This is a genomic window from Ruegeria sp. AB5 (assembly GCF_056542645.1).
In genome coordinates this window covers 1-21887 of sequence record NZ_JBQGAE010000009.1, presented here as the reverse complement: position 1 = coordinate 21887, position 21887 = coordinate 1, and the positions used below count along the sequence as shown (strand labels likewise).

Sequence of the window (21887 nt, the reverse complement as noted above, 5' to 3'; positions counted from 1 at the left end):
ATCGAGATTACGGCGAATAACGATAAATAGGAACAGTCGAGTTATGCAAAATCTGTGTTGATGACAAACGCAGATAAAAAAACCATGACACTTACCGAAAACCTCAGCTTTGAACCGGATTTCGCCCGCGCCCTGAAGTTTTTTCAGGCACAGGACCGCTATTCGGCTTCACCGCTGACCGAGTTCGAAGGTCCTGACGGTCAACACGTACTTGTCAAGGATGAAACGGATCGAATGGGCCTTGGCGCTTTCAAAGCCTTGGGTGCGCCTTATGCCGTCGTACGTATCCTTGAGGCGGCCTGGCGGGACGAAACCGGTAAAACGCTTTCTCTTGCACAACTGAGAGATACCGATTTTCGCAACTTTGCAGCGACCCATACATTTGTGTGCGCCAGTGCCGGCAATCATGGCCTGGGTGTTGCCGCCGGGGCGCGTGCGATGGGTGCTACGGCACGAATACATCTTGCCAACACCGTACCCGAGGGGTTTGGTGAACGGCTTAGGGCGTTGGGGGCCGAGGTTGTCCGTTCGGGCGATGTTTATGACGACAGTGTCGCCGCCGCCATTGCTGACGCCAAAACCACTGGCGCAACGCTTTTGGCCGACGGCACCTGGCCCGGCTACACCGAGATTCCGAAACTGGTGATGGAAGGCTATTGCGTCATCGCCGAGGAATTGCGCCAGCACTTTCAGGCGTCGGGCTTGTGGCCCACCCATGTCTATCTGCAGGCAGGTGTCGGAGGGCTGGCCGCAGCGATGGCCCATATGATCCGTCTGAACTGGGCGGAACAGCCTGAACTGATCATTGTCGAACCTGACGCTGCATCCTGTTTGCGGGCCAGCCATCTGGCCGGACAGGCCACGCGCAGCGACGGGCCGGATTCCAATATGGGCAGGTTGGACTGCAAGGCACCCTCGATCGTGGCCTGGGATGTGCTGGAACGCTGCGACGTGCGTTACGAAACCCTTTCCGAAGAAGAAGGCAAGGCAGCCGCAGAAGCTGTCACGGCACTTGGCATCGCGACCACGCCCTCGGGGGCGGCGGGTTACGGGGCGATGTGCAAAAGACCCACCCAACAGGCGAGGACGAAGGAATTGCGTCCTCTTGTCATCATCTCAGAAGGGCTCGCATGAGCGGGCAAGAAAGGACCAACAGAATGAAATCTGTCTTTAGCAAGCTGTTTACCTCGGCCGTAGTCGCCGCAGGTCTGACGACCGCAGCCTTTGCGGATACCTGGAAGTTCGCCTCGGAAGAGGACAAGGGCGATGTGCAGGATATCTTTGCCCAGGCCTTTGCCGAAAGCATCAAAGAACAGTCCGGCGGCGATATCAAAGTGCGCATCTACTATTATGGCCAGCTGGGCACCGAGAACGATATTGTCGAGCTGACATCGAAAGGCACGGTTCAGTTCGTATCTGTCGGCACCGGCCACCTGGGATCATATGTGCCCGAGGCGCAGGTTCTTGATCTGCCCTATGTTCTGGGCGGCGATGTCGACGTAATCCGCGAAGTTCTGACCACCAGCCCGACCATCTATGAAGACCTCAGCGAGAAATTCGAGAAGGTGAACCTCAAGCTGCTGACCATGATCTCGGAAGGTGACATGGCCTGGGGCGCGAACAAGGCGATCCGCAGCCCGGCGGATTTCGAAGGTCAAAAGATCCGTACCTTCACCTCGACCATTCCCGTGGAAACCTTCAAAGCATTTGGCGCCAACCCGACGCCGCTGTCCTGGGGCGAGGTCTATGGCGCGCTGCAGTTGAAGACCGTCGATGGCATGGTGAACCCGATCTATTTCATCTACAACGCCAAGTGGCATGAGGTTCAGGATTACCTGATCTTCCCGGGCCAGCTGCCTTACGTGGGCACCGTTTCCACCAACAGCGAATGGTTCAGCGGTCTGCCCGCAGATCAGCAAGAGATGGTCAAGAACGCCATCGCCGAGGGCGAACAGGCGGCGCATGACTATCAGATCAAGATCAACCTGGAAAACATGGACAAGATCAAGGCCGAGCGCCCCGATCTGCAGGTCATCGTCCTGACCGAGGATGAGCGCGCGGTCTTTGAAGCCCAAAGCGCCACGCTGCACGAAACCTTCTTTGACGTGGTCGAAAACGCCTATGACGACGCCGAAAAACCTGCGGCACGTGAGCAAGCCCAGAAGATCCTGGCCGGCCTGCTCAACGAGGTGAGCAATGCGTCGCAATAAAAGCTGACACGACTGGAAGGCGCGGCGTCTCGTTCAGGCGTCGCGCCTTTCATTTACGGACCGCTGAGGGGGCGGGCCGAGGGAGGGAAAGTCATGAAAAGCGCATTGATCGCCCTGAGCAAGGGCACCGAGTTCATCGAGAAATTCGTCATCATCCTGGCCATTTTGCTGATGATGGTGAATTCGACCGTAAACGCCATTGGCCGCTATGCCTTTGGCAAAAGTCTGTTCTTTTCGGAAGAGCTGAACCAGTTCCTGATCGTCAGCGTGACCTTCTTTGGCTTTGCCTATGCGGTTCGCAAAGGTCGGAACATTCGCATGACGGCGGTTTACGACACGCTGTCCCGCCGGTCCAAAAAGGTGATCCTGACGCTGATCTCGATCACTACCAGCATACTGCTGGCCTTTCTGGCCTATAAATCCGTGTTCTACGTGCTTGAGATCAAAGAGCTGAACCGCCTGAGCCCGGCGCTGCAATTCCCGGTCTATATCATCTATTCAGTGATCCCCGTGGGCCTGTTCATGGCCAGCCTGCAATATCTGATCGCCTTCATCATGAACGTCACCCATGTCGGTGTCTGGCACTCGTACGAGGTCGAGGACAAAGACGCCCTGGATGTGGGGGTCTGAAATGTCGGAAATCCTAGCATTTTTCGGGGATATTCTGGCCGGTGAGCTGGATATTTACGTCATAACCTTCACGCTTGTGGTGACCATGGTGGTGTTGCTGTTTCTCAGCTACCCGATGGTCGTACCTCTGGCTGTCGCCACGCTGATCGGTCTTGTCCATTTCTCGCAAAGCGATACCGGCGTCGTCATTCAGCAGATGGTGACGGGTATCTCGCCAAACGCGCTGATCGCGGTGCCGATGTTCATACTCGCCGCCGATATCATGGCGCGGGGGCATACGGCCAATAACCTGCTGGGCCTGATCGAGGCCTATGTCGGGCATCGCCGGGCGGGGTTGCCGATCACGGCCTGTATCAGCTGCACATTGTTCGGCTCGGTTTCGGGTTCGACCCAGGCGACGGTGGTTTCAATTGGTCAGATTATGCGGCCAAAGCTGCTGAAGGCGGGGTATAAGGACAGTTTTGTCATGGCGCTGATCATCAATGCCAGCGACATCGCCTTTCTTATTCCCCCGAGCATCGGGATGATTCTGTACGGGACGTTGGCCAATACCAGTGTGGGCGAGCTGTTCATCGCAGGAATTGGTCCGGGCGTTGTTCTGGCGCTGATGTTTTCGGTCTATTGCTATTTCTACAGCGTCCTGCAGGGCGACCAGATCGCGCTGGTGCCAAAGAAATCCGGGGCTGAACGACGCGCCGCGTTTCGCAAGGCCATATTGCCGCTTGGGTTCCCGGTCCTGATCGTTGGCGGTATCTATTCTGGTGCAGTAACCCCGACCGAGGCGGCCTCATTCTCGGTGCTATACGCGCTGATCGTGGAATGCGTGATTTACCGCGAGCTAAAGCTGAACGACGTGCTGGATTCCGCGCTCAGCACTGGATTGATTACGGCGGTTGTCTTCATCCTTGTCGGGATCGGTCAGGCGTTTTCCTGGTATATTTCCTTCGAACAAATCCCGCAGGGCTTGTTAGAGCCGCTGAACCTGGAAGGCGCGTCGCAGGAATACATCCTGTTCATTATTGCGCTGTGTTTCTTTGTGGGGTGCATGTTCGTCGACTCGCTGGTTGTGCTGGTGATCCTCACGCCGATCTTCGTGCCGATCGTGGATGCCTCGGGACTCGATCCGGTTCTGGTCGGAGTGATGGTCACGCTGCAAATGGCCATCGGATCGGCAACGCCACCGTTTGGCTGCGATATCTTCACTGCTATTGCGATCTTTAAAAAACCATATCTGGAAGTGATCCGGGGGACTTTGCCGTTCTTCGCGATTCTGGCAATGATGACGGCCCTGCTGATCTTTTTCCCAGGCATCGCGTTGTTTCTCCGGGATCTCGCAGCGTTCTGAAACAGGGTGGCTGGGGCTTGGACAAGCCCTGCCACCTATGAACACGGCCAAACCACAAAGACCGGGACTTCCAATGACCGACTTCACCAAGATCCTGATTGCCAACCCCGGCGAGGTAGCCATTCGCCTATCGCTCGGCCACCGGGATGGGCATCCGTCTGGATGGTGGTACCGCCTATGCGGGTGGTGTGATCACACGATATTACGATTCACTGCTGACCAAGGTGACCGCATGGGCGCCCACACCCGAGAAAGCTATTGCCCGGATGGACCGCGCGTTGCGGGAATTCCGCGTGCGTGGCGTGTCCACCAACATCGCGTTTGTCGAGAACCTGCTGAAGCACCCGACCTTCCTGTCGAATGAATACACCACCAAATTCATCGATGAGACGCCGGACCTGTTCCACTTCAAGAAGCGCCGCGACCGGGGCACCAAGGTTCTGACCTATATCGCGGATATTATCGTCAACGGCCATCCCGAGACCAAGGACCGCCCCGAGCCTCGCGCCGACCTGAAAGACGCCAAAGCGCCCGCGCTGAAGGCTGAACCGCAGATGGGGGCACGCAACCTGCTGGAACAAAAAGGCCCGCAGGCAGTTGCCGACTGGATGAAGGCGCAGCGTCAGCGCGACCTGCGAGAGCCAACACCGAGATCACAAGCGTAAACGATACACTTCAACGTTTCCGCTTGGGGCATTTCCGACAAACTTTATGCAACAAAGGGCGTTTTGTTGGAGGGACAACAATGAACTCTATCCCATGTCCTAACTCTTGCTCCAGACAGTTTACGACACCCTCGGCATCAAATGCACTTTTCGCCCAAAGCCGACTTGCATCAGAGACAACAACGGCATGTTGTTGCCCGTTAACATCAATATAGGACAGCAGAGACGGAATAAGGCAGATGCCTGGAAAGGCGTTCGATTGACAATAGTCGACAGTCACCTGTTTTCTCTGCTGGGGCTTGCCTTTTGCAAAAAACGGGGGGCTGGCGTTGGCAGTGTTTGGCCGATCAGTGAATTGTCTGGGTAAACATAGACGCAATGGCCGCCGATGCGATGCGCGCGCGCCTGTCATCAGCCCGGCTGGTCAACATAATCGGAACCTGTGCGCCCAGCACCAGCCCGGCCGCTTCCGCACCCGCAAGGTACATGAGTTGTTTGGCAATCATGTTGCCCGCCTCAAGATCCGGGGCCACAAGCACATCTGCCTGACCTGCCACATCTGATTTGATGCCTTTGGTCCTGACCGCATGCATGGAGACCGCATTGTCAAAGGCAAGCGGACCATCCAGAACGCCTCCGGTAATCTGACCGCGATCAGCCATTTTACATAGTGCAGCTGCCTCGACCGTGGATTGCAGCCGTGGGGTGATAGTTTCGACGGCCGACAGGATTGCGACCTTGGGTTCTTCGATGCCGATGGCCCGTGCCAGATCAATTGCATTCTGAACCATGTCGGCCTTTGCCTGCAGGTCAGGGGCAATGTTGATGGCAGCGTCGGTAATCAGAAGCGGTTTCGAGTATGCCGGAACGTCCATGACATAGATATGGCTCATGCGGCGTTCACTACGCAGGCCATTGGCCTTGGACACGACCGCAGACATGACTTCGTCAGTGTGGAGTGCGCCTTTCATAAGCGCATTTACCCGCCCGTCTCGGGCCAGATGCACGGCCTGCTCGGCAGAAGCATGGCTGTGCGGTGTATCGACGATTTCCAGTCCTTCAATGTCCAGTCCTGCCGCTTGAGCGGCGTCTTCGATACGGGATCGCGGTCCCACCAGAACAGGTTCCAAAATCCCCAGATCTCGCGCGGACAACGCGCCTTCCAGTGCACTTGCATCGCAGGGATGAATCACTGCAGTCGGCAACGCTGGCAATTCCTGTGCGGCACTCAGCAACCGGTCATACCCTGCACCTTTCTGGTGCAGAACCAAATCCGGCATGACCACCTTTGGTCTGCGCACTTTCCGGTCTGGCGCGATCACGACCGCCTGGCCCTTGATAACCGGTTCGGTCTTCTCGTTTTCGCACAGACAATCCAGAACGACCCGCTTTTTTCCGGCCTGTTTCTCGGTCACGGTCACGCGCACTGTGACGGTATCGCCAATAGCCACGGGTTTCAGAAACTTCAGCGTCTGATCCAGATAAATTGTTCCCGGGCCGGGCAGTTGTGTGCCCAGAATGTTGGAGATCAGCGCGCCCCCCCACATACCATGTGCGATCACCTTGTGAAAAATGTCATCCTGCGCAAATTCTGCGTCGACATGTGCGGGATTTACATCGCCAGAGACAATCGCAAAGGCGTCTATGTCCTGCGCGGTCAGAGTTCGGGACAACTCGGCGCTGTCACCGACCTTGATCTCGTCAAAAGGTTTGTTTTCGATAAAGCCGATGTCGGTATCGTGATCAGACGACATGGTGCCCCCCGTCGATATAGGCAGTGTTGCCACTGACTGATCGGGCAAAATCCGACACAAGACAAGCGGCCATCGCACCAACCTCGTCAATATTGGTCAGCCGACGCAGCGGCGCATGCTGTCTGGCGTCTTCGATCAACTCATCGAAATGTTCGATACCAGATGCTGCGCGCGTTTCCAGCGGGCCGGGTGACATGGCATTGACACGGATATTGCGTTGTCCAAGCTCAACGGCCAAATAGCGCGCCGTCGCTTCCAGTGCCGCTTTCACAGGCCCCATGATATTGTAGTGGTCCACCACCTTTTCGGCCCCATGATAGGACACCGTCAGGATCGTACCGCCTTCGGTCATCAAAGATTCCGCCTGTTTGGCCAATCGGATCAGGGAATGCACCGAGATGTCCATCGCTACACCAAACCCTTCACGCGAGCAGTCAACCACCCGCCCGTGCAGGTCATCGCGTGGGCAATACGCAATCGAATGAATCAGAAAGTCCAGGCGCCCCCATTGCCTGCGGATCGTATCGAATACAGCGTCTATCTGGGCGTCATCGGTCACATCCAAAGGCTTCACAATATCAGCCTCAACAATATCTATGACCGGCTGGACAAAGCGCAGCGCTTTTTCCGACTGATAAGTTAGGGCAATGTCAGCGCCCGCCGCGCGGCAGGCCTGTGCGCAGCCTGCGGCAATGGACTGATCATTGGCCACCCCCACCACAAGACCCTTCTTTCCTTTCAGAAAACCTGATTCTACCAGCATGCTTCACTCCATCCGCACATAAGAGCCGGGCGCGTCACATAGCGCGAATTTGATTTCCGGAGGGTCCCGCTGATCGCTCGACTGATCAGAGAGCCACTGTGCCCATGCAGGCCACCAACTGCCCTCTTGCAGTTCTGCCGCCTCAAGCCAGTCTTCGGGGGTCAGCGTCTTGTCCTGATCACGGGTCATGTGCAGGCGGAAATGGCGTCTTTTGTGCCCGCGCTCGGAAATCACGCCAGCATTGTGCCCACCATTGGTCAAGGCAAAGGTCACATCAGCATGACCCAGATTGTGGATCTTGAACACCGATTTCCATGGCGCGATATGGTCCGTCTCGGTCCCCAGGCCAAAGATCGGAATGCGGATGTCCCGCAGCGAGACAGGGTGTCCGTCAACGGCAAACCGCCCTGCTGCCAAATCGTTGTTCAAAAACATCCGCCGCAGATATTCCGAATGCATGCGCGCAGGAAGCCGCGTGCTGTCCAGATTCCAGGCCATCAGGTCGTTCATGGGCGCGGCCTCCTCTCCCATGAGATAGGCGCGGATCATCCTTGACCAGATCAGATCGTTCGACCGGATCATCTGGAAGGCGCTGCCCATCTGGGTCCCGTCCAGATAGCCTTGGGCTTCCATAACGTCTTCCAGCATCGAAACGTGACTTTCGCTGATGAACAACATCAGCTCTCCCGCGTCGATGAAATCGGTTTGAGCGGCAATCAGGGTCATGCTGCGCAGGCTGTGATCGTCCTCTCTGGCAAGTTTCGCTGCAGCAATTGACAACAATGTCCCGCCCAGACAATACCCGGCACTATGAACCTGTGCCGCGCCGGTTGCCTCTTTGATATACGAAACAGCTGCCAAAGGACCCTGCTTCAGATAGTCCTCCATTCCCAGATCAGCATCCTCGGCATCCGGGTTGCGCCACGAGATCATGAAAACGGTAAACCCCTGTTCAACCAGATACCGCACCATCGAGTTTTCCGGGCTCAGATCCATGATGTAGTATTTCATGATCCATGCGGGAACGATCAGCAGCGGCTCGGCATGAACCGTTTTGGTCGCGGGTTCGTATTGAATCAGTTCCATCAGGTGGTTCTGATAGACAACCTTGCCCTGTGTGATTGCAATGTCCTGCCCGACCTGTTGATCTGGCCGGGGTTTGTTTCCACAAATCTGCGCCTGCCAGTCCCTGAAGAAGGCCGCGCCACCCGATACAAGGTTGGCGCCCGAGGTTTCGATAGTTTTGTCCAGTGCCTCGGCGTTGGTTAACAGGAAATTTGACGGCGCGTATGCATCCATCATCTGACGGGCCAGGAATGTCATCGCAGCATCATTGGCCGGGCTCAGGCCAGGAACGTCGGACGTCGCATGATCAACGTAGTCCTCGGCCAGCAAAAATGCCTGGGCCCACGCTGCAAACGGAGGTTTCGTCCAGGCGTCTGCCGAAAAACGCCGATCCCGTTTCGCAGGTGTAATCGGCAGATCGGCGGTATCAGACGGACACCCGTTAAGGACGAAATCCAACCAGTCGACCCAGTTCTGTTGCGCCTTGTGTGCCAGCGAAAGCTGCTTGTCTGGGGCAGTCATCACGTGAAATGCCCAGTCTGTGATCAGACTGGCTGTCGCAGCAGGCGAAGCGCCCCCGAAAAACTGGGCCATCTCGCGCCGTATAGGGCGATGGTTTTGAAACTTTTGCAAATTTCTCAAGTTCACATTTGAGGAATTTTCGGTCTCGAAATCTCTCATCTGACGCTCTCACCCACCTTGTTCGGTAGGTGACTATGGGTTCAACGTGACAGCAATGTGTCCGAGCGCTCAACGAGAGCAACAGGCATCGCATTGTCCAAGATTTAGTCGCGCAAACGCGGTGTCCGCTCAGATGTTCGGCAGAGAACCCGCAGTGAGGCCTGCCGTGCGACGTACAAGCGGCAGGTTTCAGATTTGACCTATCTAAGATAGACCGACCCACTGTCGTACAAAAGCTTCATCGCCGTCAGTGCCAGAAAGCCATACACAACTTTCACAAAAACGTTCTGATCCACGACCCTGTGCAGCCGGAATCCGGCAAGGACGCCAAGCAACAATACCGGAGACAACAGGGTGCTTGTCTGCAGACTGGATATCGAAAGCGTTCCAACAGCCCCATAGGCGAAGGTCTTGAGGAAATTCAACGAGAAGAAGAACATCGTGTTGGTTCCGATAAAGCAGGATTTCTCCAGCTGCTGTTGCAGCAGATATCCCTTTACCGGTGGGCCACCCGCATGGGCGATAAAACTGGAAAAGCCAGACAGAAGCCCAAGCGCAAACACAACAGGCCGGGGCGTCCGGCCTCGCGGCCGGTTACCACTATGCGACACCACAAACTGAAAAACGAAGAACGCCGCCAGCAGTCCGACCAGAAACTTGACCGTATTCGCGTCCATATACCGGAACGACAAGCTGCCGAGACCCAACCCAATGATGGCAGCAGGCAACAAGCCAAAGACGATCCGCCGATTCCAGGTCGTGCGATAGCGCCAGACGACCAGCACGTCCATCGCCAGAAGTATGGGCATCATCACAGCTGCCGCAAACTGAGGTGTCACAAACAACGACATCATGGGAACAGCCATCACGCCCAAGCCGCCCCCAAAGCCACTTTTGGAGAACCCGGTGAGTAAGACGGCAAATGCCGCTACGGCAAAAAACGCGATTGTATGATCCATTTTAGCGTGCTCTTGGCAGTTTTGCCGAGGCATATTGGACGCAATGAAATCTGTAAAACATTCTTATATGCGTTTATAAATCTGGAATGACGATTTATTTTGACCACCGGGAACTGCGTACCTTCGCCATGCTGGCGGATGAGTTGAACTTCACAGCTGTCGCCGCGCGGCAAAACACCGTCCAGTCCGCGATCAGTGCGCAGATCAGCAAACTTGAAGCGAATCTAGGCCAGCATCTCGTCTCCCGCGGGCGGGGTAGAAAAGTCTCGCTTACACGGGATGGTGAGGTTTTTCTGGTCTATGTAAAACGCATCCTGTCCCTCTCTGAAGAAGCTGTAGAGGCGGTGCAGACTGTCAACTCCCGACAGGTTCTGAGGTTGGGAACAACTGTGACATTGGCCATGTCGATCGTTCCCGAAACCCTTGGCGCATTTGCCGTCCAGCGGCCAGACGTTCAAATCCAGATTCAATGTGACCGCAGTGATCGTCTCCTGCGGCGGCTGGAAGACGGGGAGATTGATGTGGCTTTCATGATGGATCAAGGCCGTCACGGCTGTCGGGCGTTTGTGCATTCGATGGATCTGGAATGGGCCTGCTCTCCGAAGTTTGAGTTGCCTCACGAGGGACCAATCCCTTTGGCGTTCCTGACGGACGGGCGCGATCTCAGGCGATATGCTTTGCAGGCGCTGGATGCCGTGGGGATGAAAGGGCGTGTCTCTCATCTCAGCCCGCACCCGGTCGGTGTGAGAACTCTTGTTCAAGCAGGATTGGCGCTGACCGTGATGCCATCAAAATCAATCGTAGCACCTTTGGTTTCGGCCCCAAAAGCGCTTGGTCTTCCGCAGCTCTCTCCTATCGCGCTTGCGGCGTACAAATCCCCAAAAGATCCCGGAGATTGTTTTGGCCTACTCATCGAGCAGCTCTCGGGAGCGTCAAGAGCATCCTAGTGGCGAATTTCTGCGTGACTGCTGCGCCTGCGGTCCAAGCGCCATCCCGGCTAGTTCGTAGCAATCGGCCGATAAAGACTCAGCTGGTACAGGATGAGTTCGTGCACAACACCCGGGCATTTCCCAGTACGCTCAAAACCACAGGCAGCCAGCAGTCGATGTGAGTACGCGTTCGGCGCATCAGCCGCCGCAACAAGACTGGTCAGTTTCAATCCATCACGCGCGTGATGGATCAGCGCGGACAAGGCCGCCCTTGCCAGTCCTTGGCCCCAAGCCCCCGGCTCAAGCGCAATTGTTGGCTCGATCCCTCCGGCCATCCTAGGTTCGCATAGAAGCGGGCCTGAAACCGGTACAAGACCGGCCATGCCAACTTCACCATGGGTATCCGTCTCGATCAACCAAAGTCCAAGCCCATCTGTTTCAAACCGCTCGTTCTCAGTCAGCAAAGCGCTGACATCTGCTTTAGTTTGAATTTTGCCGTCGCAGAGATATCGTCGCACTTCGGGAATATTTAGAAATTCCAGCAAAAAACCAGCATCGAATTTGGTTGTCGGTCGTAACCGCCCCCCATGAAATTGAAGCAAAGGCTGCATGGTGTCTCTCGGTTTACGTTCGTGTATCGTGGTGCGCGCCTGTATCAAACGCGCACCGTTTAGTCAGGACGTGGTTTTGGGCAGAGCAGGATCACTGCCCCATTCAGCCCACGAGCGATGATACACCCGCACGCGCGGGAAACCCAAAAGACGCAACGTGACATAGCTGTGTGCCGACGCAAGCCCGTTTTGACAGTGCACAATGACGTCTCGCTCGGGCACCACGACTTTGGATTAGAAAAGTGCCAACAGATCGCGGGCAGACCGAAAGCGCCCGTTATCCGTCAGGTTTTTGGCCCATGGAATGTTCACAGCCCATGGTATGTGCCCCTCGTCATCCATCTTTGCCGGGCGGACGTCGATCAGAACAGCGTCTGGCTTGCCACGTTGGTTCAGAACATTTGCGGCTGACGCATGTCTTCTCGGACTGAGCTCGACTTGGAACGTCTCATCATCATGTTTCCTGTCGTCGGTCTCAGCAATACCACCGACTTGCAGCCAGGATGCCCACCCTCCATTCAACACCGAGGCATTGCCATGGCCCACAAAACCCTGTGCGTCTAGCGGGGCTGGCCGAGACGCGGCACGGTCCCGCACCGCTTAATCTTGTCCAGCGTCAGATCCGACGCGACGCTCCTCAACCGTAAGCTCTGCTTTTGCAGGCTCTTGAACTCCCTGAGTAGGTCGGGCCCATTCCACCGTATTGCTTGCGCCAGCGGTAGGAAGTCTGCTTTGGAATGCGAACTTCGCGGAGTGCAACCACCCGCGCTATTTCGCGCCATCTACAAAAGTCCATCGATACTGTGGCGGTGTCGGTCCCTTGTTTCGACCACCTTGCTGCATCTGCTCCCAGGCGTGAGTCAGGATGCCGACGGATCGAGACAGGCAAAACAGGCCGCGCGCCAATGGTGCTGCAAAGCCCAACTCGGCATAGATCACTGCCGTCGCCCCATCGATATTCATCGGGATGGGTTTACCCCTGCGGCGCGCCATCTCGGTTTCTATGGCATCCGCGATCTGCATGACCTCGCCCCTGCACGCCCCCTGATCAGCGGCTTCTCGCACCATCGCCATCAAACGCGGTGCGCGTGGGTCGGTTGGGGTGTGAAAGCGATGGCCGAAACCGGGCAGGATCTTTCCGTGATTTTCCATCCAGGCATCCAAAGCGCCCGGCAGATCCTGGGTGTGGTTCGCAACGAATTGATACAGCTGTACCGCTTGTTCTCCAGCACCGCCATGCACATCCCCCAACATGTTGACGGCGCTTGCCATGGCATTGTTCAAAGGCAACCCACAGGTAACGGCCATGCGGGCCGTAGCAATTGAAGGCGCTTGCGGTCCATGATCCACCGCAGCCACCAGTGCGGCCTCGAACAGGCGTGCCTGCGCCGATGTCGGCTTGTCGCCGCGCAGCATAAACCAGATCATCTCGGCAAAACTCAGATTGCCGATGAGGTCCTGGATCGGCTCACCGCGCAGATCGATCCGCCCCGGTTCCATGTCGATGATTGCGGTTTTCCACCAATCTGAGACGTCACTCATATAACACCTTCGTGTTGCAAGGCCTCGATCTCGGATTTGGCTAGCCCAAGTTCGGACCAGATTGCACCGTTGTCAGCCCCCAGACGAGGTGGTGCAGAGTGAGGTTGATTGCGCGCACCGTTCACGACAACCGGACTCCCCGCGAGGTGCAGCGCTTCTCCATCTACATCGAGTGTACCGATCAACCCGCGCTGCGCGATCTGCGGGTCCTGAAGTGCATCTGGCACCGTCAGAACCTGACCAGTCGGCACACCCAAGCTGTTCAGTTCCCGAACCCAGTCTGATGCAGGTCGTGTACAAAGTGTCTTCTCCAATTCCTCGCGCAACACATGGCGGTTCGTTTTTCGGTCTTCGCGAGTTGCATAGGCTGGATCTTCCAAAAGGTCCTGCCGACCCAGATGCCGGGCCAACGCCTCCCACTGCTCATCGCGGTTGGCGGCGATGTTGATCTGACTGTCTGCGGTAGCAAATGTGCCGGAGGGCGCTGATGTTGTGTTCTCGTTGCCATGGGCTGCGGGTACGACCCCCCCGATCAGGTGGTTTGAGATCACCCAACCCATTGTCGATATCACCGCCTCGGTCATTGCGACATCCAGAAAAGCCCCCCGCGGATCAGCATTCAAAGCGGATGAAACGGCGAAGGCTGCGGTTAGTCCGCCAACGGTATCGGCCAGAGGGTATCCTACCCGGTACGGGGCCGTATCCGGTGCGCCGGTGATGGACATCACGCCACTGATCCCCTGCACGATCTGGTCATAGGCCGGATCATCGCGTCGGGGTCCATCCTGTCCAAATCCGCTGATTGCGCAGTAGATGAGGCGGGGATTCTCGGCTTTGAGGACTTCATATCCCAGGCCCAACCGCTCCATCACACCGGGCCGGAAATTCTCTACCAGCACATCCGCTGTGCGGACAAGGCGCTTCAACAAGATTTTTCCCTGATCGGATTTCATGTCCAGCGTGACGGATTTCTTTGCCGCGTTCTGGGCCAGAAAACTGATCCCCATGCTCGCCGCGTTGCGCTCGGGATCAGCTCCGAGCACGCGGGCCAGATCTCCTGAACCGGGGCGTTCCACCTTGATGACTTCGGCCCCCATCAGTGCAAGTTGATAGCAGCAATAGGGGCCTGCAAGAACGTTGGTCAGGTCAAGAACACGAACCCCGGCAAGGGGATCAGTCGCCATCTGCAACCCCGGCCGCCCGCGCCTTGGAACGCCGCGCGCGGTAGCTGGGAACCAGCACCAGAAGGACCGCGATCACCAAAAGGCCCAGTGTCATCGGACGTTCCCATATGAAGGCGATCCCATCATAGAGCTGCATCGAGCGAGAGAAGTTGTCCTCCATCATCCCGCCAAGGATGAAGCCGATCAAAAGCGGCGCCAGCGGGTAGTCGGCGAATTTCAACGCCGTGGCACAGATGCCGAAACCCACCAGAATCAACAGCTCGGTGGCGTTGTTCTGCCCGATATAGGCCCCCATCAAAGTAAAGAACAGGATGAACGGGATCAGGTAGTTGCGAGGAACGGTAAGAACCTTCGCGATGTACGGGATCAAAGGTAGGTTCAGGATCAACAGCACCAGATTGCCGATGAACATTGACATAATGACTGCCCAGAAAATCTGCGGCTCGTCCACCATCAGGCGCGGGCCGGGCGTCACGTTCAGGGCAATCAATGCCCCCAACAGGATCGCCGTGGTTCCGGACCCCGGGATACCCAGTGTCAGCAGAGGCACGAAGGACCCGGTACAGGCCGCATTGTTGGCCGATTCAGGCGCGGCGAGACCCTTGATCGAGCCTTTGCCAAATTCGTCCTGTTCCTTCTTCGGCGCAATGTTGCGTTCGACCGCATAGCCCAGAAAGCTTGCAATCGTGGCACCGGCCCCCGGCAGAACACCGATGAAGAAGCCCTGGATCGACTGGCGACCAATCACCGGAGCAATTGATTTGGCCTCGGCCCTGGTGATGCGCAGGTCTTTGATCTGCCCATCGTCGCCTTTCAGGTCTTTGGGCTTCAGGACCAGAAACAGCGCCTCGGGCAAGGCAAACATCGCCATGGCGAGCGTGATGAACCCGAACCCCGACTGCAGGTCCATGATACCCATGGTGAAGCGGGGCAAGTTGAACAACGCGCCTTCGCCGACGGTTGCCATGATCAAGCCGAGGATCGTCATGATAAGCGCTTTGGCCACTTGGCCGGACCCGGCAAAGGCCGCGATGGCCGACAGACCGACAACCATCAGGGCAAAGTATTCAGCCGAATGGAACAGCAACGCGACTGACGATAACGCAGGTGCAAATATCATCAGCAAAACCGCGCCCAACGTGCCGCCTGCGAAACTGGCAACCGCGGCGATGGTCAGCGCTTTGCCTGCCTTGCCTTGTCGCGCCATCGGGTAGCCGTCAAAGCTGGACGCGACAGTGCCCGCGACCCCCGGCGCATTCAGCAGAATGGAAGAGGTCGAGCCGCCAAAAATCGCGCCATAGTAGACCCCGGCAAGCAGGATCAGTGCTGCCGACGGATCACCCATGGAGATCGCGACCGGGATCATGATTGCGATAATCGACATTGGGCCCAGACCGGGCAGCATGCCGATGAATGTGCCGATCAGGCAGCCTGCGATGACCATCAGCAGGTTTTGGATTGAGAATGCCGTTTGCAGGCCGATCAGAAGTCCTTCGAGCATGTCAACCTCCGAAAATGCCCGGCAGAGGGCGCATGTAGATGCCAAGGACTTCCTGAACCAGATACCAGACCGCGCCAGTGGCAATGAAGGCGACAGGCAGCATGATATGCCATTTGCGTTCGCCCAGCAGGAAAGAGCCCAAAATCAGAAAGGCGGACGTCGAAATCAGAAAACCAACAGGCCGCAGACACAGTGCATACACCACCATCAGGGCCAACAGCATCAATGCCTGATCCAGATGGTAGTCCCCCAGACGCCGGTAGTCGATCTCAGCCTCTTTCGGTTGGGATTTTTCGAAACCAAGCAAGATGACGGTGCAGGCGATGATGCCCAGAACGGACAGCACTTTGGGGAAGGTGCTTGGCCAAATGGGGTTGCGCTGCATAAAGGGGGGCAGACTGCCATCCATCGTGAACCAGGCGGTATAGCCGTACGTCAGACACACCCCAAGCAAAACAAGCGCGATCCAGCGATCCAGCGCCATGACGTCCCCTCCCTCGTGTATTTTTGGTTGCGGCAGAGCGGACGGGCCGCTCTGCCAAGAGTGGTGTTTAGAGGAAGCCCAGCTTTTTCATCAGATCACTGATCTGCTGTTCCTGCTGTTCGAGAAAAGCCGAGAAATCATCGCCCGAGTTGTGGATGTTCACCCAACCGTTGCGCGCGCGTACTTCTTCCCATTCGGGTGTGTCATACATCTTGGCAATCGCGTCCTGATAGGCGGACAGCTTGTCCTCGGGCAGGCCGGGGGCTGCGAAAAAACCGCGCCAGTTGACGAAGGTGGTGTCGATGCCCTGTTCCTTCATGGTCTGTGCGTCCGGGGCGGCATCCACCCGCTCATCCGAGGTCACGCCGATGATTTTCACTTCACCTGCATTAGACAAATCGACGGCTTCCGAAAACCCGGTGGACAGCGCGGCAATCTCACCCGACAGAAGGGCCGCCATGGCTTTGCCGCCTGCATCGTAAGGGATGTATTTGACGCCAAGCGCATCCTTGCCCGCGGCTTCCATAACCATGGCCGCAACCAGATGGTCCATGCCGCCCGGCACCGACCCGCCGCCGATGGCGGTTGCACCTGGGTCCGCGTCATAGGCGGCCAGCAGGTCGTCCATCGAGTTGATGGGGCTGTCTTTACCCACAACGATAGCCGCATAGTCGCCGATTGTGCCCGAGACCAGCGTCAGGTCACGGAAGTTGTGCGGGAACACACCGGTCAGCGAACGGATAACGATGGGGGTCGAATTCACCATCAGGGTTCCGTGGTTACTGTCGGCGTTTTCGATCAGATAGCCAATGGCTTTACCACCGCCGCCGCCCGACATGTTCTCGTAGGATGCGGTACCTACGAGGCCCGCCTTGGTCAGCGCTTCGCCGGTCCCGCGCGCGGTACCGTCCCAGCCACCGCCTGCGCCGCCTGGGATCAGAAAGTGGACGCTGTCCACGACCTTGTGGCCGTCGGCCAGAACCGGTCCGGTCAGACCAACAGCGGCCACAGCTGCGATTAGGGCGCGACGGCCCAGTTTGAATGTCGTCATGTTTTCCTCCCATTTGACAACCGGCCGCTTGGCGGCTCAGATTGCACGATACAAAAACACATCAACCTGACATCAACCTGTCACGCGCAAAAATACTGCAAAGGTCTCATGAAATTCCTTTTGGTCGAAGACAATATGGACCTCGCGAACGCGATAAGTTCGCGAATGCGCCTGGACGGGCATGTCGTTGATCATGCAGCGAAATTAGAGGACGCAACGGCCTTTGTAGACACCGAAGACTATGATCTGATCCTGTTGGATATCATGCTGCCTGATGGCGACGGGCGCGATTTCCTGAAACGGCATCGCGCCAGTCATCTGGACACTCCGGTCATCGTTCTGACAGCCCGCAGTCAGGTGTCGGATCGAATCGGGTCGTTGGATCTGGGGGCCGACGACTATGTCACCAAACCTTTCGATCATGCCGAACTTGAGGCGCGCTGTCGCGCCGTGCTGCGTCGCAAATCAGGTATAACCAAGTCAACGATTGAGTTTGGAGGGATCGTCTTTGACCCTGTCGCTGGTCACCTAAGTGTGGGAGCCCGGACCGTGTCCCTGCGCAATCGCGAATTACGTCTGCTGGAGTTGTTCCTGAACGCGCCCGGTCAGGTGTATTCGAAACAGAAACTTGCGGATCGGCTTTTTTCTTACGACGACGATGTCTCGGACAACGCGATCGAAGTATATGTCGGTCGCCTGCGCAAGCATTTGGAGAATTCGGATCTGAAGATCACGACCTTGCGCGGACTGGGCTACAGGTTGGATCATGTCAGCTAGCGCTGCCGTATCAGGGTCCCTGCGAAACCGGTTGGTGGTGACGCTGATCGGAGGCGCGGCCATTCTGGCGCTGTTGCTGTTTTTTGCCGTGCGCAGCTATGCGGCGCGCGTCGCGCAGCAAGGGCAGGACAATATTCTTGGCGCTTCGGTCACATCGATCCTGGATGCTGCGGCGCTGAGGGATGGTGAGATTGAGGTCGACATTCCTTATGCTGCGTTCTCCATGCTCAGTACATCGTCGGATGACCGGGTGTTCTACGCTATCTTTCAGGATGGCCAGCTTTTGTCAGGGTATAGTGACTTGTCAGTGACCAGTGCTGTTCCGGATGGTAGATGGACGTTTCGGTCCGGCGAAGTCCGCGGCGAGGTTGTACGGCAAGTCAGCGCCAGCCGAACCCTGGTCGGCCTGGGGATGCGAACCGAGGTCGAAGTAGCTTTGGGTCAGACCCAGGATGCCTTGGCCGAGACACTGGACCAGATCTCACGCAATGCCGCGCTACTGGGATTGGGTTTTTTTGCGCTGGCTGCGGGCTTGTCGTTCTGGGCGGCCTCGACCGCCATCGGTCAGTTGAACAAGTTGACCACGTCGGTCACACGTCGCGGTCCACAGGACCTCAGCCCGTTTCGCAAACCGGTTCCACGCGAAATGGCGCCTTTGGTAACGTCGTTGAATTCCCTGATGGGACGGTTGGACCAATCGCTCAGCCAGTCCGAGGACTTTATCGCCGAGGCAGCCCATCGGGTTCGAACCCCTTTGGCAACGGTACGATCCTACGCGGACGCGACCCTGCAACGTGTCGAGAAGGAAGAGAACCGCGAGGCTTTGCGCTCGATGGTGCGGGCGATCGACGAAAGTTCGCGCGCGGCGGGGCAATTGCTGGACCATGCGATGATCACGTTCCGCGCCGACCATCTGGAGCGCGCAGACGTTGATCTGGTGGCGCTGGTCCACGATTTGGTGCAGCGTCTTACGCCGATTGCCGAGATGAAGGATTTGGCCTTGTCTCTTACCGGTGATCCATCCGTGCCCTATTCGGGAGACCCCATTCTGATTCAGAACGCGGTTCGAAACATGATTGACAATGCTCTGAAATACGCGCCCGCCGACAGCACGGTTGGGATCGAGGTGACCGCACACCCAAATCCCAAGATTTCGGTCAGCGATCAGGGACCGGGTTTTCCGCCCGACGAAATCGATTTGCTGACCCGTCGATTTGAACGTGGGCAGAACGCCGTTGGCACAATCGGATCCGGTCTGGGCCTGACGATCGCTCAGGATGTGGCGTCCGCTCATGGCGGAGAATTGATCCTATGCAACCAAGAGCGGGGGGGCGCGTGCGTTACCTTATTGCTCTAGCAGTATCCGCGCTGCCCCTGGCCGTCGACGCACAGGAGTGGGAGGACCGGCAACTCTTCAACACAGAGACCGAAACGGCAACACTGCGTGTTGTCTCCAGCACCGACACGGCGCTGTTTGCGCCACTGATAGAGGGCTTCGTTTCTGAGAACCCCCTGATCAGTATCGAGTATCTGGTGACCGGGACCGCCGATATCGACCATTTGGTGCGCGCGGACCCCAGCACCTTTGATGTCGTCATCTCAAGCGCGATGGACTTGCAGTTGAAACTGGCCAATGACGGGTTTGGACTGCGGATGCAGGACATCGTACATCCGCCGTGGGCCCAATGGCATGACAGCCTGTTTGCCTTCACCTCCGAGCCCGCATCCATTGTCATCAACCGCGCCGCATTCGAGGACGGGCCAATCCCTGAGACACGCCAGCAACTGATAGAAATCCTGCGCGCCCGACCGGACGACTTTCGCGGCAAAGTCGGCACGTATGACATACGGGACTCTGGGCTTGGGTATCTGTTCGCGACGCAAGACGCGCGCGCCTCTGAAACCTATTGGCGGCTGATGGAGGTCATGGGCGGCCTTGGGGTGCGGCTTTATTGCTGTTCCGGGGACATGATCGATGATCTGGCGGATGGCCGCATCCTTGTCGCCTACAATGTGCTGGGCAGCTACGCAGCAGATCGCACTGACAGGGTTGATGTTTTACAGGTCATTCTGCCGACCGACTTTCAGACAACCATGATGCGAACGGCGATGGTGCTGGCAGATACGCCCCAGCCGCAAGCCGCTGAATTGTTTGTCAGGCACCTTATTGCAAACAGTTTTGGATCGGACGACGACACACTGTCCTTGCCGGCACTTCAAGTCGACGGAACTGCGACCACGCAAGGAACGATTGTTCTGGACCCGGCTTTGCTGACCTATCTTGATCAGTTGAAACGGCGCAAATTCCTGACAGATTGGGAAAACGCCGTTATTCAAAGGTAGCGCAAAGGCTGGCGTGCTGTTCACGGATGGCTCTGGGCGGAATTGCTTTTTTGAACCTTTTCAGAGAGCCCCTAAAGATTGGCGTCGATGATCTTGCTCATCATCATTTTCGTATTGATTTGCCCCATAAGCCATCCAAGCGGCCCGAACTTGACCTGAAAGTCAAATGTCCATGAGACTTTCGATTGTTGGCCTGCCGGAGTGATACGGATTTCCGAACGCGCCTGATGCAATGGCATCGCCGCCATCTCAGACAGCGCGACCGTGTAGCCTGTGCCCGGTTTCCAATCGATCACTTCCTCGACCACCGACGTTCCGTTGGCGAAACGGTTGCAGCGCTAGGACCCGAGGCCCGCCTCCCCTACGGTCAAAACATCGACTGACATAACCTGCGGCGCGAACTCATCAATATGCATATACCGGCTCAGAACCTCCCAAACGGCATCAGGGGTCGCGTTGATTGTCATGCTGCGTACATGGTGGATCATGTCTGGCTCCGTCGGTTTGCGCACATATCGCGCGATGTCGATTTCCGAACCTGCCCTGGAACTCTGCTGCTCTCACCGTTGTGACAGCAGCGTGAGAGGAGGAGCAAAAAATGCGGCGCACCGAATGCTTTTTCCAGATCATCCAGATATTGCGATCCACAAGCTCGCCGGCTGATCCATCGCTCGCCCGCGCTGCGCGCGATCATGTATCAAAACTCTCACCCGCCATTCCGAAAGAGCTTCTCCCTGTCGTGCTCGACGGCAGCGCGAAACCCATTCAGACCGATATAAAAATGCTCGAACCCTTGGACAGCGCCCTCCTGCGTCACACCATTCGAGAGCGTTACCAACTTGAGCTTGTGTATACGAATCGTAAGAGCAGAACGACAAACCGGGTCGTCTGGCCGCTGTTGATCGCCTTTCTGGATCGCAAAAGATCTCTTGTTGCCTGGCGCGAAACCAGGAATGACTACCGGCATTTCAAGACCGAACGTGCGCAAGACGTGCACGTCTTGGGCAAAACGTACCCCGGCCGTTGGGCGGCGTTGCTGAAGGGATGGGAAGACGTTATGGCCAGACGGACGCAAAGCTGTTCTTGGTGCGGTGCAAAGCGTCTGCGGGATGGCCCGTATGTCGTTCAACAACTGACACTACCCACCCACCCCTTTTCTTGAGGCCGTTCCGTCAGAAGGGTTGCGACGATACGCCGTTTGGCCAGTTCAGTCCCGGCATCGATGCCTAAGAACTCAAATATCGAGGGTGTGGTCCTTTTCCCAGCGTGAGAAATGGCTGACGAATGAGTTCCATTCCTGGTGTTTCATTTTGAGGAATGCGCTTGAGAATTCCTGTCCCATCATGGCTTTCAGCTCGGTATCGTTGTCGTATTCGCGCAGCCCGTCGAGCAT

Annotated in this window: 20 protein-coding genes and 5 pseudogenes; 10 read left to right on the top strand and 15 right to left on the bottom strand. The window is 56.9% G+C overall.

What is annotated here, in order from left to right:
- The first annotated feature begins 84 nt into the window (after positions 1-84).
- The 5 genes and pseudogenes from ACR0L4_RS15545 to ACR0L4_RS15525 form a co-directional block, all read left to right on the top strand.
- Complete coding sequence (locus ACR0L4_RS15545; protein WP_480514013.1) at positions 85-1134, top strand: pyridoxal-phosphate dependent enzyme; 1050 nt, start codon at positions 85-87, stop codon at positions 1132-1134.
- 23 nt (positions 1135-1157) lie between these two features.
- Positions 1158-2210 (top strand): TRAP transporter substrate-binding protein, encoded by a 1053-nt coding sequence (locus ACR0L4_RS15540; protein ID WP_480514011.1) that lies wholly within the window; start codon positions 1158-1160, stop codon positions 2208-2210.
- Positions 2211-2303: 93 nt separating this feature from the next.
- A complete protein-coding gene (locus ACR0L4_RS15535) occupies positions 2304-2840 on the top strand; it encodes a TRAP transporter small permease (RefSeq protein WP_480514009.1) in 537 nt (178 codons plus the stop codon).
- A gap of 61 nt (positions 2841-2901) precedes the next feature.
- Complete coding sequence (locus ACR0L4_RS15530; protein WP_480514171.1) at positions 2902-4185, top strand: TRAP transporter large permease; 1284 nt, start codon at positions 2902-2904, stop codon at positions 4183-4185.
- Between the two features lie 125 nt (positions 4186-4310).
- A pseudogene (locus ACR0L4_RS15525) lies at positions 4311-4838 on the top strand (pyruvate carboxylase); the annotation flags it as partial.
- Between the two features lie 359 nt (positions 4839-5197).
- On the opposite strand, the gene ACR0L4_RS15520 reads toward ACR0L4_RS15525, so the two are convergent.
- The 4 genes from ACR0L4_RS15520 to ACR0L4_RS15505 all read right to left on the bottom strand — a co-directional run bounded on the left by ACR0L4_RS15520 (position 5198) and on the right by ACR0L4_RS15505 (position 10072).
- The gene (locus ACR0L4_RS15520; protein WP_480514007.1) at positions 5198-6604 is read right to left on the bottom strand and encodes a bifunctional enoyl-CoA hydratase/phosphate acetyltransferase; all 1407 of its coding nucleotides are present in this window, start codon (positions 6602-6604) and stop codon (positions 5198-5200) included.
- A complete protein-coding gene (gene fabI / locus ACR0L4_RS15515) occupies positions 6594-7367 on the bottom strand; it encodes an enoyl-ACP reductase FabI (RefSeq protein WP_480514005.1) in 774 nt (257 codons plus the stop codon). Before fabI ends, ACR0L4_RS15520 begins: the two co-directional genes overlap by 11 nt.
- A gap of 3 nt (positions 7368-7370) precedes the next feature.
- A complete protein-coding gene (locus tag ACR0L4_RS15510; protein WP_480514003.1) occupies positions 7371-9026 on the bottom strand; it encodes a PHA/PHB synthase family protein in 1656 nt (551 codons plus the stop codon).
- Positions 9027-9313: 287 nt separating this feature from the next.
- The gene (locus tag ACR0L4_RS15505) at positions 9314-10072 is read right to left on the bottom strand and encodes a sulfite exporter TauE/SafE family protein (RefSeq protein ID WP_480514001.1); all 759 of its coding nucleotides are present in this window, start codon (positions 10070-10072) and stop codon (positions 9314-9316) included.
- Positions 10073-10158: 86 nt separating this feature from the next.
- Here ACR0L4_RS15505 and ACR0L4_RS15500 point away from each other — a divergent pair, with 86 nt between their 5' ends.
- A complete protein-coding gene (locus ACR0L4_RS15500) occupies positions 10159-11019 on the top strand; it encodes a LysR family transcriptional regulator (RefSeq protein WP_480513999.1) in 861 nt (286 codons plus the stop codon).
- Positions 11020-11069: 50 nt separating this feature from the next.
- On the opposite strand, the gene ACR0L4_RS15495 is transcribed toward ACR0L4_RS15500, so the two are convergent.
- The 8 genes and pseudogenes from ACR0L4_RS15495 to ACR0L4_RS15460 form a co-directional block, all read right to left on the bottom strand.
- Positions 11070-11612, bottom strand: coding sequence for a GNAT family N-acetyltransferase (locus tag ACR0L4_RS15495; RefSeq protein WP_480513997.1), 543 nt, complete (start codon positions 11610-11612; stop codon positions 11070-11072).
- A gap of 63 nt (positions 11613-11675) precedes the next feature.
- Positions 11676-12137 (bottom strand): annotated as a pseudogene (locus ACR0L4_RS15490) (sulfurtransferase).
- A gap of 77 nt (positions 12138-12214) precedes the next feature.
- A pseudogene (locus ACR0L4_RS15485) lies at positions 12215-12378 on the bottom strand (IS3 family transposase); the annotation flags it as partial.
- 2 nt (positions 12379-12380) lie between these two features.
- Positions 12381-13154: a citryl-CoA lyase gene (locus ACR0L4_RS15480; protein ID WP_480513995.1), complete on the bottom strand. Its 774-nt coding sequence runs from the start codon at positions 13152-13154 to the stop codon at positions 12381-12383.
- A complete protein-coding gene (locus ACR0L4_RS15475; RefSeq protein ID WP_480513993.1) occupies positions 13151-14338 on the bottom strand; it encodes a CaiB/BaiF CoA transferase family protein in 1188 nt (395 codons plus the stop codon). The genes ACR0L4_RS15480 and ACR0L4_RS15475 overlap by 4 nt, the downstream gene beginning before the upstream one ends.
- Positions 14328-15839: a tripartite tricarboxylate transporter permease gene (locus tag ACR0L4_RS15470; protein WP_170754910.1), complete on the bottom strand. Its 1512-nt coding sequence runs from the start codon at positions 15837-15839 to the stop codon at positions 14328-14330. Before ACR0L4_RS15470 ends, ACR0L4_RS15475 begins: the two co-directional genes overlap by 11 nt.
- Before the next feature lies 1 nt (position 15840).
- Positions 15841-16323, bottom strand: a complete 483-nt coding sequence (locus ACR0L4_RS15465; protein ID WP_170754908.1) for a tripartite tricarboxylate transporter TctB family protein — start codon at positions 16321-16323, stop codon at positions 15841-15843.
- A gap of 67 nt (positions 16324-16390) precedes the next feature.
- The gene (locus ACR0L4_RS15460; protein ID WP_480513990.1) at positions 16391-17374 is read right to left on the bottom strand and encodes a Bug family tripartite tricarboxylate transporter substrate binding protein; all 984 of its coding nucleotides are present in this window, start codon (positions 17372-17374) and stop codon (positions 16391-16393) included.
- A 108-nt stretch (positions 17375-17482) separates the two neighbouring features.
- Between ACR0L4_RS15460 and ACR0L4_RS15455 the strand changes: the two genes are divergently transcribed.
- Genes ACR0L4_RS15455 through ACR0L4_RS15445 form a run of 3 tightly spaced genes read left to right on the top strand, consistent with a single transcriptional unit; the run spans position 17483 to position 20494 of the window.
- Positions 17483-18151 carry a response regulator transcription factor gene (locus ACR0L4_RS15455; RefSeq protein WP_480513988.1) on the top strand — a complete coding sequence of 223 codons (669 nt, stop codon included), beginning with the start codon at positions 17483-17485 and terminating at the stop codon, positions 18149-18151.
- Complete coding sequence (locus ACR0L4_RS15450; protein ID WP_170754902.1) at positions 18141-19508, top strand: sensor histidine kinase; 1368 nt, start codon at positions 18141-18143, stop codon at positions 19506-19508. The genes ACR0L4_RS15455 and ACR0L4_RS15450 overlap by 11 nt, the downstream gene beginning before the upstream one ends.
- Positions 19487-20494 (top strand): ABC transporter substrate-binding protein, encoded by a 1008-nt coding sequence (locus tag ACR0L4_RS15445; RefSeq protein WP_480513986.1) that lies wholly within the window; start codon positions 19487-19489, stop codon positions 20492-20494. The genes ACR0L4_RS15450 and ACR0L4_RS15445 overlap by 22 nt, the downstream gene beginning before the upstream one ends.
- A 71-nt stretch (positions 20495-20565) precedes the next feature.
- Here ACR0L4_RS15445 and ACR0L4_RS15440 read toward each other — a convergent pair.
- Positions 20566-20814: pseudogene (locus ACR0L4_RS15440) on the bottom strand (SRPBCC family protein); the annotation flags it as partial.
- A gap of 18 nt (positions 20815-20832) precedes the next feature.
- Positions 20833-20982: an SRPBCC family protein gene (locus ACR0L4_RS15435; protein ID WP_480513984.1), complete on the bottom strand. Its 150-nt coding sequence runs from the start codon at positions 20980-20982 to the stop codon at positions 20833-20835.
- Positions 20983-21092: 110 nt separating this feature from the next.
- Here ACR0L4_RS15435 and ACR0L4_RS15430 point away from each other — a divergent pair, with 110 nt between their 5' ends.
- Positions 21093-21656, top strand: a complete 564-nt coding sequence (locus tag ACR0L4_RS15430; protein WP_480513982.1) for a helix-turn-helix transcriptional regulator — start codon at positions 21093-21095, stop codon at positions 21654-21656.
- A gap of 72 nt (positions 21657-21728) precedes the next feature.
- On the opposite strand, the pseudogene ACR0L4_RS15425 reads toward ACR0L4_RS15430, so the two are convergent.
- Positions 21729-21887: pseudogene (locus ACR0L4_RS15425) on the bottom strand (type III glutamate--ammonia ligase); the annotation flags it as partial.